Below are 16,637 nucleotides of genomic sequence, written 5' to 3' on the forward strand. Positions count from 1 at the left end.
GTAAGCTGATGTTGTTGAAGATCAGGGTGCAGAAAAAGCAGTTAGTGTTCTGCTAGAGCTTCAGCATCAGGTTGTAGAACAAACAGACGTGAACAATAGGGACATACGGTTTGATGGCCGCCAATTTTCAGCCATACGCGCGGATGCCCAAGTGCTCCTAAACCGCCATCGCAGGCAATTTTGCGTTTATCCACCATAATGGTTTCAACATGCCCCAGTTTGGGGTGTGGCACAGGGTTGGCAGGCTGTATCAACATAGGTGTGGTATTCCCTTTTTGCTATGATGCCCAAATGAAGAACATGTGCTGGTTGTGTGCATGATAGCTGTGTGGGCTATGGTTTTGCACCTTTCTTATCTTCCCATGCGCGTGAGCAGATATGGACGATACAGTTGCGCGTTACTGGTTGTGTTTTTGAGTTTGACAGGATGCAGTGTGAAACTCCCTGATCCCCCCAAGCCTCCATCACGTTTTGCGGCAGCCGCTCAGCTTGTGCCGCCTGACCGTATGTTCACACTGTCTGATGGTGCAGCCATTCCGGCTCGTGTCTGGAAGGCGCAAGGGCAGCCTCGGGGCATATTGCTGGCGCTACATGGATTTAATGATAGCCGTGATGCGTGGGAGCAACCTGCACCATTTTTTGCCGGGCAGGGCATAACTGTAGTCGCGCCAGATCAACGGGGGTTTGGGGAGGCTCCAAAGCGTGGAGAATGGGCGGGTTCAGACCGCATGGTGCAGGATGTGCGTGAAGAAATAGCCATTCTTCAGCAAGAAAACCCGCAAATACCGCTTTACCTCACGGGTGAAAGTATGGGGGGCGCTATTCTCATGCTGCTGATGTCTGCCGCAGATGCACCATCGGTTGCGGGCACATTGCTGCTAGCCCCTGCTGTATGGAATCTGGGCCTAGGGGCAGATATTCCGCTGGATGTTCTGGCAACGCTCTTTCCGCACCATTTGGTAACAGGGCGGGAACTGCCGGTGCATGTGGTGGCAAGTGATAATCCGGCCGCCCTTTTGCGCCTGTATTTTGACCCACTTACTCTAAGGGCTACTCAGCTAGAGGCCTTACGTGGCTTGGTGAGCTTGATGAAGCAGGCTGCTGCCGCCGCGCCACAAATTAAAGGGCCGCTGCTTTGTGTGTATGGAGATAAAGACCAACTTGTGCCTTCCAAGGCAATGGCCAAGGTATGGGAAACCTTGCCCAAAGGTACGCGGCTGGATCTGATTTCCGGCGGCCACCATTTGTTGCTGCGTGATAAAAACGGCAAACAGGTGATGCAGGACATGCTTATCTGGATTACGCAACCAGACAGTTTTTTGCCATCGGGTGGAGATGTAGCTGCCAGCACATGGCAGGCGCAAAACCCGGCAAAACCGGAGGGCAAGTGGTTTCCGGCCTCATGGTTTGATGGTTTGGCGCGTTAAATCTATGTGCCCAGAATGGCGGTGACGGAATACGGAGTAAAACTCTATCTGTTGAAGTTATCGGGATAATGCAGATAGAGGCTTGGCAAATACCCCTGAATTGCGTTAGGGAAGGCGCACGGACCCGTAGCTCAGCTGGATAGAGCGTTGCCCTCCGAAGGCAAAGGTCGCGCGTTCGAATCGCGCCGGGTCCACCAAGAATTGTCTTTTTCCGCAGTTTTCTGCCGTTTTTCGTCAAGGTTAGACACTTCGTCTGTTGCGGTTAGACACTTTCCCCCAAGCATTGACATCGCGTCTTCTGCCATTTTTCTCTGCTCAGCCGCTCGTGTATAATGGGCAACATCAGTCAATCTTTTGTGTCCAGTGATGGCGGCAATCTGATGCGCAGAGCATCCGGCCTCAGCTAGCCGCCTTGCAGCAGCCTTTCGCAATCCGTGAGGTGAGCAGTTTTCTGGTAATTCAGCTTCCCGGCACCATGACTTGAATACGTTGTAGAAGCCGTTTGCCGTATAAGGGCTCCCCTTGGCAGCTTCCAGAAACGTCTGTCCCGTGCCGCTCCACTGATTAAGCTCGTGCAGAAGCGCTGTATGCAGAGGGAGTACCAGTTCAGTCTTTGTTTTTTTCTGCTTGAGGTGAATGGCTCCCTGAGAAATATCTGCTGGTCCCATAGTGACTACATCACTGCGCCGCTGCCCGGTGTATAGCATGAGGTAGAGCGCCAGCCTCTGGATTGAGCCGGACGGCCATCTCCTCTCAAACTGAGCTATCTCTTTCTCTGTCCATGAATGGATACCTTCGCTTTTCTGGCGCTTTATCTTTATTCCTAGCGTTGGATCATCATCTCTCCACCCCAGAGAAATGGCGAATTGCATTAGCTGCCCCAAGAGCCGCAGGATGCGTTGCGCTGTTGTAGGGGCAGTTCCGAAGTGTGAAACCAGAATTCGTATATGCTTCTGCTGCATTGTAACAGCATCGCCATGCCGCGCTTCGCTTTCACGGATGCGGTTTAGCAGGCGCATATATACAGCCTTGGTGCTGTCTTCCAGCCTCCCAAAGTGGTTGGACTTTATCCACAACACAATGAGATGATCCAGAGAATGGCTTTTAGTTCTTTCGGAACGGGGCTCTATTCTTTCTTCGCCTGAAAGAGCGGAATGATAGGCAGATAGGAATGATGCATCCAGCATGTCTGGAAGCCGGACGCTCTTCATTCCCTTTTTGCGAAAGTAATAACGTGTCTTCCCGTGCCTATCCCGGTATATTTTTACGAATTTGAGGTTAAACGGCGGCACAGGCTATCCCATTCATTGCCGTTATGCGGAGAGACAGAACGGCCAGCTTTGGCAGATAGGTAGGAATCAAGATCATCAATAAGCCAGACCTTTCTGTTCTGGCTTATCTGAACCGCTGGTATTTCATTTCTTGCCAGCATTCTGAAATGGGTTTCTGATATTCCCAAATACTCAGCGGCTTCACTGGCCCTCATAACCCTGCGCCGTACAGGAGCGAGCGTCTCACCCATTCCCGCCTCCTTCTAGTGTTGTAATGCGGGCTTTTAACTTCTCCATCATCTGGGGATAGGCATAATGTCGAGCTTCTTCCCCATAAATAGCATCCCCAAAGTAATCCATGTACCAAGTCGCATTAAGTATTGGTCGCTTCCATTCTCCGGCTGACCACAAGAGACCACGCAAAGGTGCTTCGTGTTGTGCAAGATTCCGATATATATTCCCCATAATCGGCGCGTCATTGTGACCATACCAATCCTCTAGAAAAGCCACAGCCTTCCGAAGATCCTCAACCTCGCTACCCTTATGCCCAGCGCGGTAAACATACTGGAACGCCTGCGCCATGTTGCCGGACATATAGCGGGTCACATCCCAGACTTGCAGACCATTTTCTGTTTTGTAGTGGTCGGGGGCTATGGCATTCATAGGGTTGCCTCTTTGGTTGGTGGTTGAGCAACAGCACAAACAATCATACCGATTGCATCTTCATCAGAGATCGCGCCACCTTTCCAGCAGCGCAGAGTGATCTTTGCCACTCGCATGCGGTCGGGTGGAATGTTGTGTGGTACGATATGAGCTTTTGTGGCCGCATCAATGCGTGCATCAGTCATTTCCCAGACCCCCATAGCGGCATCAATGGCTTCACGAACCGTTTCCCCGTCGCCCATGCGAGAAACATCCCCATCTGTGAGAAGAACCCAATCCTCACGCAAAGTGGCATAAAGGCGGATATTTCCTGTTTCTTCTCTTTCCACCTTATCCAACCAATCCAACCGCCGCGTATCAGCCGCACATTCTGCCTGTGCGCGTTCGTAGCCACGCTGCTCTGCTTCTGTAATTACTTTATTAACAACACAAACCACATCAATATCCGATGAACTGTTGCGCATTACATTAATAATATCAGAAACCTGCTCGCCTCTCGTCCTCATGAGGCGGTTCCTAATTTGCGGATTGTTACAACACATGATGATAAGCACCCGTTAAGCCATTCTGCGTCTGGGTGAGGGTCATCTATTGGAGATGGTGAAATGGCGTGACTAATAACGACACTTGCACACCGCTCCCGTTCCGCTGCCAGCATTTCGTTTATCTGCGTGGGGGTGAGGACGGGGCAAACATAGGTGAAACGCAAAGCTGCATCAGCGGCACTCATCCAGTGACTATTACGCAGTTGCCAATTTCCCCCAGACCCCGCATCCCAATGGAAACGAGCCCTGACTAACGCTTTGTCTGATCGTCGCATAAGGATGTGGTCTAGAATCAGTCGGGGGTCTTCATAACGATATGGCACGCCGGGGCGCTTTGGGTCGGGCCAGTTTTTATCATTCATGTTCACTGTTCCCATTACATTCATCACATGGCACGCCACGCTTAACGGCTGTCACATTCTTCATGTATATCCAGCCGCTTTCCCAACCACAGCGATTGCATTTGAACTCTGCAATCTGGGTCATGTTGCTATCTTGCGGCGTGCAGTCACTTATGCCCACGTCAACCATGTGGGCCATAAACCGTCTGGGTGATCTCGGCCTTTGAAAGCCGAACAGATCTGATTTCGTCTGCATCACGCCTTCTCTCCTGCGCGGGTGTTCCTGCTAGTACGGGCTTCAAGTGCTTCTATTGGATCATTAAGGGCTTCCACTCCTTTTTGGATCTCTGCGAGTGCGCTCTGCAAAGAATTCACATATCCTAAAGCGGCATCTCTTTCTTTCTGTGCGGATTGAAGACTTTCTTTTAGTGTCGAGATGTTTTCATCTTTGTGTGTAATCTCAAGTTTAAGAATACCAATCACCGCATCCGCATCAGCCTTCAAAACAAGCGGCGCTGACACAGGCCCATTACGCTCTGCCCGTAATTGCGTAACATTGATGCCGCTGGTTGGGTCGCGTAGGGCGTCTGCCACCAGTGGGTTGATGTAGCCAACAATGGGGAGGTGGGTCATTTGGCGATTGCTTTCGCAAAACGAGGGACAAAAAAGCCAACAATCCTTCCAGTTTCCCGGTTCAGGTAATTTCTGATGCCCGCAATGTCATGCAAAATATTGAAGTCATCTGCCTCCCGCATACGTTCAAAATCCATCGGGCATCCGTTTGCATGAGTGGCAAGCAGATCCATCCGCGTGGACAACGAAAGCTCATCTGCATTTGCACCGGTAGCAGCGCAAATTTTAGGAACAATACGGGCCACGATTGCATCCACATTTGTAATTTCTTTCTTGGTGGCATCAAATTTCACCGTCATGCTCCAGCTCCTTCCACATCACGCAGATGGAAGAACAGACGAGCGCAGGCTCGAACGTCTACCATGGCATCGTGTGCGCCTTTGAGTTCTTCATTGAAGAAGTGCTTGATACATTCTTCCAGTTTCGGTGCTTTGGGCTTGTCGATGCCCGCAGCGATCATGCGTTCTGTTGGTGGCAGGTTCACCAGCGGGGCCGCTGCATCCATTGTGCAGAACTTCTCGCCCAGCAGACGCCAGCCACGCGGCACACGCGCAAACATAATGTCGATGATCTGCACATCGAATTTGATATTGTGCGCAACCAGAAGATTGGCCTTTTTGGTCAGATCATAGAAGGCCGCTGCGGCTATTGCTTCACGTACACCGCAACGCTGCGCCATTTCTGTTGTGATACCATGAACCTTTGCCGCCGCTTCCGGTATCGTCCACCCATCAGGGTGAACGATCAGGTTCAGGCTTGCGCGTTCTGTGCCATCGTCTTCCGTCAGCAGGGCGGCAAGCTGCACGCAATGCGGCTGCCGGTCGGAATTGAGGGGAGTGTACCGGTCGGGTAGGCCTGTAGTCTCCGTATCAAAAAAGAGGATCATGCAGCCACCCCTTCAATCTGAGCTGCACGCACTTTGTGCAGCATTTCCATTTTCATTTCGTGAAAGTCTTTGAGCGCCTGAGATAACTTCTTCAGGAATGGTTCATCTCGATATGTTCGCTCGATATGTATTGGCAATTCATCGCTATATGAAACGCGATCATTCCATTCACGCTCAGCGAAAAGCAGTTGGCCTTGGGCTTGAATGTAGTAATCTTTCTCAAAGCCCATGGTCATATACAGGATGTGATTGGTAGGCAGTGGGCATTTAATTTCCACAAGCCCATCGGCGCCAACCAGACGGTCTGGGCTTACGCCAACCGTGCCTTCATTATTTGTTATAAAACCAACCTGTTCTGTCTTGAGGTCTGTCGCAAACTCATAAGCCAATGCCGCTGTAGGCTCCAGTTCATGCCCACGCTGTACAGCCTCAACATGCGACAAATCCTTATCCATCGATCGTCCGAGAACAATCTCAGCGACTAGGCGTGCCGCATACCTCTTTGCCTGATCAGATGGTTTCCCAGACTTGGTCAGGACAAGAGAAAATTCCGATGCCGTCGGTATTCCAAGGCGTAAGTCATGCCACGCTTGCGAGCCTTGTTCTACATTGTGAATTTTCATTTGCTGCCCCCATTTATTTTTTGGAGCAACTTCGCTTTAGCATTGCTAAACGCTTTTTCGGGCATTGCATCCAAGGTTTTGCAGTGGAAATACGCGAGGAATGCTGATGTATTGGCGCCAGACTTTTGCAAAAGATCCACAAGCTCATCTTTTTGGTCTGGTGTTATTAACTTTATTTCCTGTTTTTGCGGGGTATATGCGCCGTCATTGTCCTCATTTGTGCGGACAATGTTGAGCAACATTTCTGCGCAATACCGCTTACCATAGGAAATTGTTGAGCCCCGTGCCTGAACTTCCGTTCGGCCTGGCCCATTATCAATAGGCAATTCCATGGATGATTCCTGAAATTGACCGTTAGCATGCGTTATTCTGCCAATAACACGTATATAATTCCCCTCTGCTCTTTCCGTAGTAAAAGACAGGCGCAGACCATGGCGCAACAAGACGGGGCGAATGGCGCTATCCATATCTTCCCAGCGCGCGAACCTATATGAGCCCTTGCCATTCATCTCCTTGATGCCGGCCTTGAATATCTGCGGCATTTCACCCATTGCAGCAGACATAGCTTCGCTAAATTCTTTGCGGTCATCCATCTCCATGACCTGCTTTTTCATATCTAACAGGGCACGAAGTTTTTCCACATCGCATTGAGGGTTACTTGCCGCTTGGGTGATGATGGAAAGAAGCTGATCACCTTGGTTTGGTGGGGCTACCTGTTTTTGCGCCTCCTGAGGGCGTGTCATAACTTCACTCATCACGCAGCCTCCAGAGCACGAAACGGATGCACGCGCCGCACTGCTTCCATGGCATCGCGGTTTTGCAATTCCAGCCGCACGTATTCGCGTGTCAGATTGGAAAGTGCCTTCATTGCCATGTCACGTTTATTGTCTGGGACATGTTGCAGGATGAGGGAGTGCACGACTGCCTCGTGTTCATTCCACGCGCTCATGCCGCGCACTCCGCAACTTTGCGCATGTCGTCATTATGCGACAGGGCAGCAGACTTAATGCTTTCCTTCCGCTTTTCGCGCAGCTCATGCACAGCGCAGACCATTTCCGAGATTGCTTCTTCTGAGTATTCGATCATCGTGTCTGCAAAATCACGGTCTGAAAATTCATCCCGCTGCATACGCATGATGATCTGGCAGTGCTGATCTATTGCTGCTTCATATTCACGGATTTCACGCGCTACATGCGCCGACACATCATCCGTATTAAACATGCCATCACGCACGGCGTTTGCGTACGTCTTGTTTGTGTAAGCCATTTTCTACTCCTAGCGTGGAGAAACATTCGGCCAATGCGGCCATGCAACCCGCTGCGGACAGCGGGAAACATTGCGGCATCAGGTTTCTGGGGTTTCGCCTCTGGCTTTTGCGAGGGCTGCACAGGCAACTTTTACTTCTTGCGTTCCGGACACTTCTGCTGTTTGACGGCAAAGAAATAGAAGGTCACTTAAAGCCTCATAAAGATCAGGTGCTGTGGAAATCAGATGGGCGTTGGCTTCCTTATTCCCTGCCATACAGAACATGGTCGAGCAGACGATTGCATCTGACCCGTCATGCACTTGCCAATATTGGTTGAAATCACCTGATCCATCGAAGCCAGCATCAATAACCCACGGGCCGGGCGTGAACTTCGCTTCCATCACGCACCTACCGCAAACTTAACGAAGCCAACAAAAGTCATGTCCAAGTATTCAAGGAACTGCAGACCAGTGCTTGTGAACATCAGACAGAAAACAGCCACGTAGAAAAACACAGCCAGACAGAACAACTGCCCCAGTGCCGTAAACTGCAACCAGTCGCACACATCCCGCGCACCGCTGCCGATGCGTTCTGGCCATTCTTTGTTTTGGAGAGTGTTCATTTGCTTTACCCTCAGTGCTGGCCAGAGATTTTAACGAGGCGCGTAATGCCCTTTGGTGTGAAAAACACCTGTGGGCTAAAGCGCTCATCGCCGTCACGGTCGCGGTATGGGTGAAACTTTACGTAGCAATATCCAGCCTTCACCTTGTCGGAGTAGGCGTTCCATTTTCCGTTCTGCTTAAAGATGAATCCGTTTGCATGTGCTGCGCGTGTGAACTGGCTCAAGGGCATTTGCGCAGCTTTGGCTGACAGGTTCAGCGTGTAGAGGCCATCACTGTCTGCGATCTTTTCAGCCACTTCCGCTTTGGGAGCGAGGATGGCGTTCTCTGCCTTGAGTTCTTCAATCTGCCGGACTGTGATCTGAAGCGCTTGTGCGACAATTTCCTGTTCGCTTAGTGCGGGTGCGGCGATCTGGCCCGTCACCAGCGCATCGAAGGCGCGAATGACCTGCAAGTGAAAAGCTGGGCTGATCCACATGGCGTAAGCGTAGACCAGTTCTTTGCAAGCGTAGGTTCCAGAGGCATTGCCGCCCTTGATTGATGTCAAAGCAGGAATTCCTGCTTCGGCCTGAATTTCAGCGATCAATGCTTTTGTCTGGGAGTTATCCACCCAGATTGAAGGACGGTTCTTATTTTCACCGCCAGAAGCCTTATGGCAGTCATTCAGGCAGAACCGGCCTTCTGCATCCTGCCGTATCTTCGTTCCGAGAATTGAGAGAGAAGTCATCGCCCATCACCTTTCGTTCGTGATGGGATGAATGTGCGGTAAAAATACCGCCTATGTCAACGGTAAAAATACCGCACATGGTGTAAAAAATATCCCGCTCCGAATTTGGGGCGGGATAAAATGAGCTTAGATTAATGCCGAGGTGCGTAAGCCATCATGCGCTCTACACCGAACCATCTAGACACAGAGAGGAGTGAGAAAGCCTGCCTGGTAATGTCGATCACGTAATAGGAAATGCGTTTCATCTGGCCTTGTCCTCTTATTGGATAAGAGGAGGTTGGCAGGTGACTTTGCCCGTGCTTGGGCGAGAAAAGGGCAGGGATTGGGCAAAAAAAATCCCGGCTGGTTAGGCCGGGATTGATGTTGGGAATGAAATTCTTTTTATTCAAATTTAAACGGTATCTGTCTTGCCGCCGGTTTATGGTCGATAACTTTCTCAACTGTATATTCAGTTTTCAGGCCAGAGTCTGTTTGCCGTTGAACGATGTGCATATCGCATACCAACACATCTCCTTGCGAAAAAGATATTTCACTTTTGTGAACTCGATCGAGAAAGTCTTTATCATCAATTTTTACGCTAAGAGTATTTGTCCCATCATATAAGCGCCATTTATTATCGTCTTTAAATGCAAGAGCCATAATGGAAAAAGCTGCACGCCTGTGATCATCAACTAATATTTCATCTGGCAGTGATGGTTTGGCAAAATATACAGATTCATTCCTATTAATAGTCTCAATAGCTTTCCCATTTTTTCTAACTTCGAATGTATCTATTCCTTCGATTTTTAATGGTTCTTCTATAATCTTTTGAAGGGCGTCCCTAACGGGAATACTCTGAAATAACTTCAGACATTCTATAGATAAATCAATGGTTTCATCTCCGTACTGCAATCTAACAAGCCCATCTTTAAGAGGGATGACTTTATCTGGAGACTTCCCGCGGAATCGTTTGATAAGATATATTACACCACCAATTGCGCTACCAAATCCTAATAAACTTTGCAGATTAACGGCGGCAGATACGGTAGGACTAGATAGGAAAGTGATTAGATGATCATAGAATGTCTGGATAACTTCAAATGAAATTTGAAAGCTGCCACTCTCAAGTGCTGACACCTTAACTTTTGTTTTTGCGCTATCCCCATTTAATGTAAAATTGGCAGCATCAAAAAGCGCACCAAATCCCAATAGGGCAGGCGCAAGCGCACGTACATCCATTGCATGATTTCTCAATGCTGGACCATCATAGGCAATGGTGAATGTGGCCTTGCTCATATCTTGAAAATTATCAGATTGGTTACTAGGGGTCACTTAAATTCTCCATAATTACTTTTCTTCAAGGCCTATTTTTCAGAAATTTTGAGCTCTTGATGTTCACGTTTCGTTCTGACATACTCGCCACATGGTACGGGCACACAGAATCACTGGCGAGGGGTTAGGCGACATCGGAGCTGAGCTTATGCTCAAGCAAGAGAAGCCACGACCTACGTTGATCCTCGTCCATTCTGCGCCAGATCTGAAGAAGAGCGATCTCCTCGTCATTATGCGGCGCATTATCAGGAGGTTGGACACTCAACCCAAGTGTCTCAGCTGTAATCCCAAGAGGTTCTAGGAAATATGACGGGGCAACATTTAAGACATGCGCCAATTTAACCACCGCCAGAATATCCGGGGAGGTTCCTTTGCGTCGAGGATTTCTGGTGGTGTCTTCCTTTACGCCAGCCAGTTCCGTCGCTCTTCTATTGCTTAAACCAGCGGCTTTAAGCGCAGAATCATAGCGTCGAATAAACTCTTGAATGTCCATGCGGTGAAATTGCCGCATTCAAGGCCTTTCTTCACGCGGTAAAGTAACCGCATTTCCTGTTGACGAATACGGTAATAATACCGCATATAGTCGTTATGGAACTTACACAGCGCCTACTGAAGCTGACCGATTGCTACTGCGCTGCGCGTAGTATTTCGGACGCAACGGTTTCAGGGATCATCTTCAAGAATAGTCGCACAATCCCTCGTATTCGTAGTGGTGGTGACATAACGACACGCAATTATTCGCGGGCGGTCGAGTGGTTTGCTTCCAATTGGCCAGATGATTGCGCATGGCCGCGGGCGGTGGAGCGCACCCCAGCAAGGGATGCCGCCCAATGACTGCCGACATCATTCCTTTCAAGATTGAGCGGCAGGACGATGGTGAACTGCGCATCAGTGATGTGGAGCTTTCCAAGCATCTTGGATACTCTTCCGTACGCGCTTTCAGAAATGCAATTCGGAAAAATATTGATGATATAAAGGAACTCGACTTTTGCACCACTGCGATGCAAAAGTCCTCTGGCGGTCGCCCGGAGAAAATCTACTGGTTGACAGAGCGGCAGGCTGTTCACATGACTTACCGGGCGGATACCCCGGAAGCGCGTCAAATAGCTATTCTTTTGACCAAGGCTTTTGTGGCCCTTCGCCGCAAGACAGAGCGGCATTTGCCACTTCCTGAGTTCTTCCGTCTTCAACTTATTAACGATCAGGTGCGCCAGTGGCAGCGGGAATATCCTGCTACGTTCTTTATTGAACTGCATCGTGTTCTTGGGTTGCGGCGTCCAGCCATTGGCAATCACTCTAACTGCTCTCATTTCATCAATCGCTACGTGTATCAATTTCTGTTTGGAGCGCTTGGCCTAGATGCCATACGCGGCGCTAACCCAGCAGATGAGGAGCATGTACGCGCTCACAAGCATCATCAGGTGCTTAGGGAGAAGCATATGCCTCGCCTAAGGCAACATATCGACAAAGTTGGTGCGTTACTCGCCAACGCGGTTTCGATTTCTCATTTCGATGACATGTTCAATCGCTCTTTCCCATCAATGGATACGCAAATTGGCTTCATGTTTGCGGAAACTCCGCTGCTGGCTATTTCTCGCACCCCAGCGCAGGAGGCGGCACGATGAGTGCAGGAATAGCCACTCCACGGCCAGAAAGGCTAATTCCTACGCTCACAGGGTTTATTACTGCTCCTGACTGGATGTCAGACGAGGAGGTTGCTTATTATCGAGCGCCTCGCGGAGGATTTTCTTTAACCAAGCCGTGCGCTCTTTCGGAGAGAGATCGGGAGTCATTGGCGCGGTCCATTTCATCGCGCCTTTTATCCGGCGGGGATCAGACAAATCCTTTGGTGCAGAGGTGGGCAGAATGTCCCATTCGGCGGTTATCTCCATCATTGGCATGTCTTTGTGAGGTCTTTCGTGCTCGTTCAAAGCGCGCTCAGACCAAGCTGTCAAAACAAATTCCATTTTTTCGAATCTCCATGGTGGTTGTGGCGATTACCATGGTGGTGGGGCTTCGGGCGCTGGTCAATCAGTGCTCGAAGCATACCCGCACAGACGGGGAGGCCCCGTGATGGTGGGAACTCCATGGAAACAGGAAGAGGTGGAACTTCTTAACCGCATGGCGAATGCGGGAGAAAGTTGGGAAGTCATTGGCAACGTGCTTAATCGCACGCCTAAGGGATGCCAATATAAAGCGCGCGTGTCCCTTGTCATTTCTGATGCAGCAAAGAAAAAGCGTTGGGAAGATAGCAGGAAAAAACAGGGGGCAGCGCAGCGGGGCAGGGCTCGCAGATGGAAGAAGGCAACAGCTATCAATGGCCATGCGAGCGCTGAAAATCTTGATCTTCGCACGCGCGCTTGCAGCAGGTGCCGCACTGTTTTTACAACGCCGCATAAATGCCGCTTCATGTGCAATAGCTGCAATTCATATGCATCAAGCTTGGGCTGGTAACTCACCCAATGCATGCCGCATCAACCCCCAGCTTGTCGGCTACATCCTGTAGCAAAAGCACGCGCTGCCTGATGGTGGCGTGGGGGTTGAGCTGCGCCCAGATGATCGCGCTGCGCACAATGGCGTTCCAGAGGAACGGTGTGCCATGCGGGATATCAGGCGCTGCATCGCAGGCGTTCAGCAAATCGGGGAAGTATTCTCCCCCGAACTCTACAGTTCCGAATTCAGTCTCCTTCTTCATCGTTTCTCCAGTTCACGACCTCAACAATCGTGAATGTGGCAGGGATGAATTCCGTGGAGAGAGAAAAGTTTTCCGTGAGAGCAGAAAGGGGTCACGACATGACGCCTGAAGCTATTGCACGGCAGGTTCAGGGCCAGTTGCGTGAGGTTGTTGACGCAACCGGAGAACGCTCCTGCCTGAAGCAATCGTTCGCTTCTATCGCCCGCAAGACTGGGCTGACGGAAGGGCAAATCAAGCGGCTGTTCTATGGAGAATGGAGCGTTATTCCAGCGCACATTTTCCTGAATGTAGAACGGCTTTACCGAAATCATCTGGCGCAGATGCGTGCGCGGTCTGAACATCAAGCCGCCATGTATCGCACCAGAAGTGAAGAATGGGATCGCAAATGGGGCGACTATTCCTCCAATGGCATATCCGCATCACCCGCTGGCGTGCCTGCCGTGCGCTCAATCGAGCCTTCTATTTCCGAGAGCTTGCCCAATGGCTGAACACCAAGGCGGATAAATTGCAGGCGCGAGCGGATAGGCTGGCGAGGGAGTGCGAAGAATGAAGCGCGGCAACAGTATGGATGATGCTGATGTTTTCAGAATTGTTGACCGCGCAATCAACAAAGCCGGGTCACAATCAGCCTTTGCGAGAAAGGTTGGGATAACCCGTTCAGCACTCTGCAAGCAACACAATGCCAAAACGGCCAAGGGATATACCAATGAGGTTCTTCTCGCCGCCGGGATCAAGCGCTTTCAGCCGCCTACCGAATATTACCTGATGGATGAAATCTGATGCCTGAATTTCCAAAAGATCACAATGAGACTTCTGATGTTGGTGGTATTGCCGCAGATCGGCTGCGCTCCATAATTGAGCGCGTTGAGCGCCTGGAAGAAGAGCGCAAGGCGCTTTCAGGTGACATTAAGGACATCTTCACGGAAGCCAAATCCGCTGGCTTCAACGTGAAAGTTATCCGCCAGATCATCCGTCTTCGCAAGCAAGAGCCTGCGGATGTGGAGGAAGAAGAAACGCTGCTTGATATCTACCGCCGTGCATTGGGAATGTAACCATGTCCCAACACGAAGAAGATAGGCTTCACACATTCATCTGGAAGGCCATGCAGTTCATGCTACCGGATGATGCCGTGGCGTGGAGCAATGAAAACCGCCAGTGTGGCCCGCGTGAAGGCTTTCGGCGCAAGCAGCGCGGCTGTGTGCCCGGTGTTCCCGATATGGTGGTGAACTGGAAGGGAAGGCCGCTCTATATCGAGATCAAGACGCCCAAAGGCACGGTCTCGAAAGTGCAGCGGGATATGCACAAGCGCCTCAAAGCAGCAGGCGCAGCCGTGGCCATATGCCGGTCGCTAGAGGATGTTGTGTATTTTCTGGAAACGCATGACGTGCCGCTGAAAGGCGCGGTGATGGCATGACCAAACCACATCACGCGGTGCCCGGCCGCTCTGACGAATGGTTTACTCCTCCAGAGATTTTCGAGGCAATGGCTGTTCAGTTTGACCTTGACCCATGCCAGCCAGAGGAGGGGCGGGAGTTCTTGTCCGTCCCAACGCACCGCTATTATACGGCACAGCAGGACGGCCTTACCGCCTCATGGGATGGCTTTGTATGGCTCAATCCGCCATTTGGTGGTCGAAATGGTGTCGTGCCGTGGCTGCGTAAGTTCATGGCGCATGGGAATGGCGTTTGCTTAGTGAATGCCCTGACCAGTTCTGGCTGGTTTCACGACTGGGCGCCCTCTGCAGAGGCCATACTCTTCCCTAGAGGGAAAACAAAATTTGTGCGTCCAGATGGATCGCGCGGTGCGTCCCCAGCTAATGGAATTGCCCTCCTAGCCTGTGGGGCAAAAGGCGCTCAGGCCTTACGTAATGCTCAATCAAATGGGTTGGGTATGTGCCTATCTGGGATGAAAACCATTGCTCCAAAAAGCAACTTTTCACCTGCGCCCCCGTACCCAACGGGGCGCAACCCTGCTAACATGACGAAGGCCGCTGGTTCGGGGGAACCGGGCGGCCTTCTGACCAATTCTTGAAGGAAGCTCAAGACATGGCTGTATCAGTTTGTACCAAAGAAAAAGAGAAATTGCCAACGCCGCTTAAATGCTTCGTCGTTCATGACGGCGATGAGGGATGGTCAATTCAGTTCGCCAAGAGCGGTGTCGAGGGGCGCAGGTGGGGAGCAAATGAAATTGGATGTGATTTTGAGGATATAGAAAGCTGCCGTCGTAAGCCTGAATGGGATAGATACGCTCCCGGCCCAGTCCCTACTGCTGCTCAGATTAAGGGCGGCTGGTGGGTATCCTGCTGCCAATGCGAACGCATGATAACTGAAGATGGGGCAGATTGGCAGGAAGTAGAGGAAGAAGCCAAATCTGGTTATTCATGCTGCCAAATCGCACCAAATCCAGAAGTAATTGAGTGGCGCAATTTGGCTTTTTGTGGGCCAGATTGCGCGTGGGATTGGATACAAAACGAGCGGCTTAAAGCCATAGTTAAAACAGCCGTCGAAGAATGGGCGATAGAGCGCGTTAGAGAATTATGCCCAGAAGCAAAGGGTATTTTTGCACGCTCTGAGGCATCTGGTTTTGAGCCTTGGTGGGTTGAAGTGTCCTTTATGTTTCCCGGCGGCCAGTATCCAGCGCACTATTATTGGTCGAAAGATGCCGGGAATAAGTGGCAGAGGAATAATGGCCTAACGTGCGCCCGTGATGATGAAGCAGCGTGGTACCGATATCGTCCTGCGCCAAGCAAAGGCGAGGTGGCATGAGCAAAATCAAAACATGGATGCCGCTCTACATTGGGGACTATCTGGCTGATACGGCCAGCCTCTCTACGTTGCAGCATGGCGCCTATATGCTTCTGATGATGGAGATATGGCGTAACGGGCCCATCCAGAACAACCCGCGCAGATTGTCGCGGGTTGCCAAAACAGACGTGCAGACTTGGGAGGATGAAATATGGCCTGAGTTGCAGGATTTCTTCACCGTTGTAGATGGCTGCCTGGACCAAAAGCGGTTGCGTGCAGAGCGTGAAAAAGCGGAAGAAATCAGCAAAAAGCGGGCTGATGCCGCAGCCAAAAGGCACGCAAGTAAGCAAAACGCATGCAAAACTGATGCAAATGCAGAGCAAATGGAAAGCAATAGCTCTGCAAATGCACATGCAAATGCAGAACAAGTGCATAGCAAATGCAGTGCAAGTGGACATGCAAACGACATCCAAAAGGATACACAATCACAATCACAATCACATTCTTCACTACGTTCAGAAGATGTAGGTTGTAATCGCGCGGCCGAAATCGAAAAACCGATTGCCGACCGGTGGCAGGAATTGGCCGAGGATGTGATCGCCGCCACGGGCAACAATCCTGCCCGTTCGATGGTTCGGGCTGATTGCGTGCGCCAATGGCTGGCTGATGCCTCTGCCCGCGGATATTCGTTCGAGACCGCAACCGAGATCATCCTTGGCACCGTCCGGGAGAAATCGCGCTTTGGCGGCAAGGGCAAACCGCCGGCATGGTTCAACAGCCCCGTCACGCAGGCCTTGGCCAGCGGAACAATCCCATCTGCCCACATCGTGGGGAATGCCCCGAAATCTCGCGCAGACCGAGTGGCTGACGCATGGGCCGGTGTGCCCGATATCCCCGGAGTTTGA

At 50.9% G+C, this 16,637-nt stretch carries 28 protein-coding genes, 1 tRNA gene and 1 pseudogene; 11 read left to right on the forward strand and 19 right to left on the reverse strand.

Annotated elements, in window-relative coordinates; translation table 11 throughout:
- Positions 1 to 41 precede the first annotated feature (41 nt).
- Positions 42 to 257, reverse strand: coding sequence for a zinc-finger domain-containing protein (locus FCN51_RS21625; protein WP_003624380.1), 216 nt, complete (start codon positions 255 to 257; stop codon positions 42 to 44).
- A 60-nt stretch (positions 258 to 317) separates the two neighbouring features.
- On the opposite strand from FCN51_RS21625, the gene FCN51_RS21630 reads away from it, so the two are divergent.
- Together FCN51_RS21630 and FCN51_RS21635 are read left to right on the forward strand one after the other, a co-directional pair.
- On the forward strand, positions 318 to 1,427 hold the full coding sequence (locus FCN51_RS21630) for an alpha/beta fold hydrolase (protein WP_160256833.1): 1,110 nt from the start codon (positions 318 to 320) through the stop codon (positions 1,425 to 1,427).
- A 120-nt stretch (positions 1,428 to 1,547) separates the two neighbouring features.
- Positions 1,548 to 1,624 (forward strand) — tRNA-Arg (locus tag FCN51_RS21635).
- Between the two features lie 126 nt (positions 1,625 to 1,750).
- Here the strand turns inward: FCN51_RS21635 and FCN51_RS21640 are convergent.
- The 16 genes and pseudogenes from FCN51_RS21640 to FCN51_RS21715 all read right to left on the reverse strand — a co-directional run.
- Positions 1,751 to 2,638: pseudogene (locus tag FCN51_RS21640) on the reverse strand (tyrosine-type recombinase/integrase); the annotation flags it as partial.
- 53 nt (positions 2,639 to 2,691) lie between these two features.
- The gene (locus FCN51_RS21645; RefSeq protein WP_160256834.1) at positions 2,692 to 2,949 is read right to left on the reverse strand and encodes a helix-turn-helix domain-containing protein; all 258 of its coding nucleotides are present in this window, start codon (positions 2,947 to 2,949) and stop codon (positions 2,692 to 2,694) included.
- Positions 2,942 to 3,361, reverse strand: a complete 420-nt coding sequence (locus FCN51_RS21650) for a DUF3310 domain-containing protein (RefSeq protein WP_087635490.1) — start codon at positions 3,359 to 3,361, stop codon at positions 2,942 to 2,944. Before FCN51_RS21650 ends, FCN51_RS21645 begins: the two co-directional genes overlap by 8 nt.
- Positions 3,358 to 3,867 (reverse strand): hypothetical protein, encoded by a 510-nt coding sequence (locus tag FCN51_RS21655; RefSeq protein ID WP_019087815.1) that lies wholly within the window; start codon positions 3,865 to 3,867, stop codon positions 3,358 to 3,360. The genes FCN51_RS21650 and FCN51_RS21655 overlap by 4 nt, the downstream gene beginning before the upstream one ends.
- A 635-nt stretch (positions 3,868 to 4,502) precedes the next feature.
- Positions 4,503 to 4,880, reverse strand: a complete 378-nt coding sequence (locus FCN51_RS21660) for a hypothetical protein (RefSeq protein WP_019087813.1) — start codon at positions 4,878 to 4,880, stop codon at positions 4,503 to 4,505.
- The gene (locus tag FCN51_RS21665) at positions 4,877 to 5,179 is read right to left on the reverse strand and encodes a DUF6874 family protein (protein ID WP_019087812.1); all 303 of its coding nucleotides are present in this window, start codon (positions 5,177 to 5,179) and stop codon (positions 4,877 to 4,879) included. Before FCN51_RS21665 ends, FCN51_RS21660 begins: the two co-directional genes overlap by 4 nt.
- Complete coding sequence (locus FCN51_RS21670; protein ID WP_019087811.1) at positions 5,176 to 5,766, reverse strand: 3'-5' exonuclease; 591 nt, start codon at positions 5,764 to 5,766, stop codon at positions 5,176 to 5,178. Before FCN51_RS21670 ends, FCN51_RS21665 begins: the two co-directional genes overlap by 4 nt.
- Positions 5,763 to 6,389: a lambda exonuclease family protein gene (locus FCN51_RS21675; RefSeq protein WP_026019180.1), complete on the reverse strand. Its 627-nt coding sequence runs from the start codon at positions 6,387 to 6,389 to the stop codon at positions 5,763 to 5,765. Before FCN51_RS21675 ends, FCN51_RS21670 begins: the two co-directional genes overlap by 4 nt.
- A complete protein-coding gene (locus FCN51_RS21680; RefSeq protein ID WP_019087809.1) occupies positions 6,386 to 7,144 on the reverse strand; it encodes an ERF family protein in 759 nt (252 codons plus the stop codon). Before FCN51_RS21680 ends, FCN51_RS21675 begins: the two co-directional genes overlap by 4 nt.
- Positions 7,144 to 7,338 carry a hypothetical protein gene (locus tag FCN51_RS21685; protein ID WP_087635488.1) on the reverse strand — a complete coding sequence of 65 codons (195 nt, stop codon included), beginning with the start codon at positions 7,336 to 7,338 and terminating at the stop codon, positions 7,144 to 7,146. The genes FCN51_RS21680 and FCN51_RS21685 overlap by 1 nt, the downstream gene beginning before the upstream one ends.
- Complete coding sequence (locus FCN51_RS21690) at positions 7,335 to 7,655, reverse strand: hypothetical protein (RefSeq protein ID WP_087635487.1); 321 nt, start codon at positions 7,653 to 7,655, stop codon at positions 7,335 to 7,337. The genes FCN51_RS21685 and FCN51_RS21690 overlap by 4 nt, the downstream gene beginning before the upstream one ends.
- 78 nt (positions 7,656 to 7,733) lie before the next feature.
- On the reverse strand, positions 7,734 to 8,036 hold the full coding sequence (locus FCN51_RS21695) for a hypothetical protein (protein ID WP_160256835.1): 303 nt from the start codon (positions 8,034 to 8,036) through the stop codon (positions 7,734 to 7,736).
- On the reverse strand, positions 8,036 to 8,257 hold the full coding sequence (locus FCN51_RS21700; RefSeq protein WP_160256836.1) for a hypothetical protein: 222 nt from the start codon (positions 8,255 to 8,257) through the stop codon (positions 8,036 to 8,038). Before FCN51_RS21700 ends, FCN51_RS21695 begins: the two co-directional genes overlap by 1 nt.
- Positions 8,258 to 8,268: 11 nt before the next feature.
- Positions 8,269 to 8,982: a KilA-N domain-containing protein gene (locus FCN51_RS21705; RefSeq protein WP_157893970.1), complete on the reverse strand. Its 714-nt coding sequence runs from the start codon at positions 8,980 to 8,982 to the stop codon at positions 8,269 to 8,271.
- A 381-nt stretch (positions 8,983 to 9,363) separates the two neighbouring features.
- The gene (locus FCN51_RS21710) at positions 9,364 to 10,293 is read right to left on the reverse strand and encodes a hypothetical protein (RefSeq protein WP_157893969.1); all 930 of its coding nucleotides are present in this window, start codon (positions 10,291 to 10,293) and stop codon (positions 9,364 to 9,366) included.
- Positions 10,294 to 10,417: 124 nt separating this feature from the next.
- Positions 10,418 to 10,786 carry a hypothetical protein gene (locus FCN51_RS21715; RefSeq protein ID WP_124307092.1) on the reverse strand — a complete coding sequence of 123 codons (369 nt, stop codon included), beginning with the start codon at positions 10,784 to 10,786 and terminating at the stop codon, positions 10,418 to 10,420.
- Positions 10,787 to 11,123: 337 nt separating this feature from the next.
- On the opposite strand from FCN51_RS21715, the gene FCN51_RS21720 reads away from it, so the two are divergent.
- The gene (locus tag FCN51_RS21720; protein ID WP_236661218.1) at positions 11,124 to 11,918 is read left to right on the forward strand and encodes a P63C domain-containing protein; all 795 of its coding nucleotides are present in this window, start codon (positions 11,124 to 11,126) and stop codon (positions 11,916 to 11,918) included.
- A gap of 57 nt (positions 11,919 to 11,975) precedes the next feature.
- Here FCN51_RS21720 and FCN51_RS21725 read toward each other — a convergent pair whose 3' ends face one another.
- Positions 11,976 to 12,260 (reverse strand): hypothetical protein, encoded by a 285-nt coding sequence (locus FCN51_RS21725; RefSeq protein WP_019089159.1) that lies wholly within the window; start codon positions 12,258 to 12,260, stop codon positions 11,976 to 11,978.
- Between the two features lie 106 nt (positions 12,261 to 12,366).
- Between FCN51_RS21725 and FCN51_RS21730 the strand changes: the two genes are divergently transcribed.
- Entirely contained in the window at positions 12,367 to 12,747 is a 381-nt protein-coding gene (locus FCN51_RS21730) for a hypothetical protein (protein ID WP_019089158.1), read from the forward strand.
- Position 12,748: 1 nt separating this feature from the next.
- Here FCN51_RS21730 and FCN51_RS21735 read toward each other — a convergent pair whose 3' ends face one another.
- Complete coding sequence (locus FCN51_RS21735) at positions 12,749 to 12,988, reverse strand: hypothetical protein (RefSeq protein WP_160256837.1); 240 nt, start codon at positions 12,986 to 12,988, stop codon at positions 12,749 to 12,751.
- A gap of 98 nt (positions 12,989 to 13,086) precedes the next feature.
- Between FCN51_RS21735 and FCN51_RS21740 the strand changes: the two genes are divergently transcribed.
- The 7 genes from FCN51_RS21740 to FCN51_RS21770 are packed head-to-tail and all read left to right on the forward strand — an operon-like array spanning position 13,087 to position 16,637.
- Positions 13,087 to 13,476: a hypothetical protein gene (locus tag FCN51_RS21740; RefSeq protein WP_160256838.1), complete on the forward strand. Its 390-nt coding sequence runs from the start codon at positions 13,087 to 13,089 to the stop codon at positions 13,474 to 13,476.
- 58 nt (positions 13,477 to 13,534) lie between these two features.
- Positions 13,535 to 13,768: a helix-turn-helix domain-containing protein gene (locus FCN51_RS21745; RefSeq protein WP_087635481.1), complete on the forward strand. Its 234-nt coding sequence runs from the start codon at positions 13,535 to 13,537 to the stop codon at positions 13,766 to 13,768.
- Entirely contained in the window at positions 13,768 to 14,040 is a 273-nt protein-coding gene (locus FCN51_RS21750; protein WP_160256839.1) for a DUF2312 domain-containing protein, read from the forward strand. Before FCN51_RS21745 ends, FCN51_RS21750 begins: the two co-directional genes overlap by 1 nt.
- 2 nt (positions 14,041 to 14,042) lie before the next feature.
- Positions 14,043 to 14,402, forward strand: a complete 360-nt coding sequence (locus FCN51_RS21755; RefSeq protein WP_087651801.1) for a VRR-NUC domain-containing protein — start codon at positions 14,043 to 14,045, stop codon at positions 14,400 to 14,402.
- Positions 14,399 to 15,019: a DNA N-6-adenine-methyltransferase gene (locus FCN51_RS21760; protein WP_160256840.1), complete on the forward strand. Its 621-nt coding sequence runs from the start codon at positions 14,399 to 14,401 to the stop codon at positions 15,017 to 15,019. Before FCN51_RS21755 ends, FCN51_RS21760 begins: the two co-directional genes overlap by 4 nt.
- A gap of 14 nt (positions 15,020 to 15,033) precedes the next feature.
- Positions 15,034 to 15,753, forward strand: coding sequence for a hypothetical protein (locus FCN51_RS21765; protein ID WP_160256841.1), 720 nt, complete (start codon positions 15,034 to 15,036; stop codon positions 15,751 to 15,753).
- A complete protein-coding gene (locus FCN51_RS21770) occupies positions 15,750 to 16,637 on the forward strand; it encodes a YdaU family protein (protein WP_160256842.1) in 888 nt (295 codons plus the stop codon). The genes FCN51_RS21765 and FCN51_RS21770 overlap by 4 nt, the downstream gene beginning before the upstream one ends.

The organism is Acetobacter pasteurianus (assembly GCF_009914215.2).
GTDB lineage: Bacteria > Pseudomonadota > Alphaproteobacteria > Acetobacterales > Acetobacteraceae > Acetobacter > Acetobacter pasteurianus.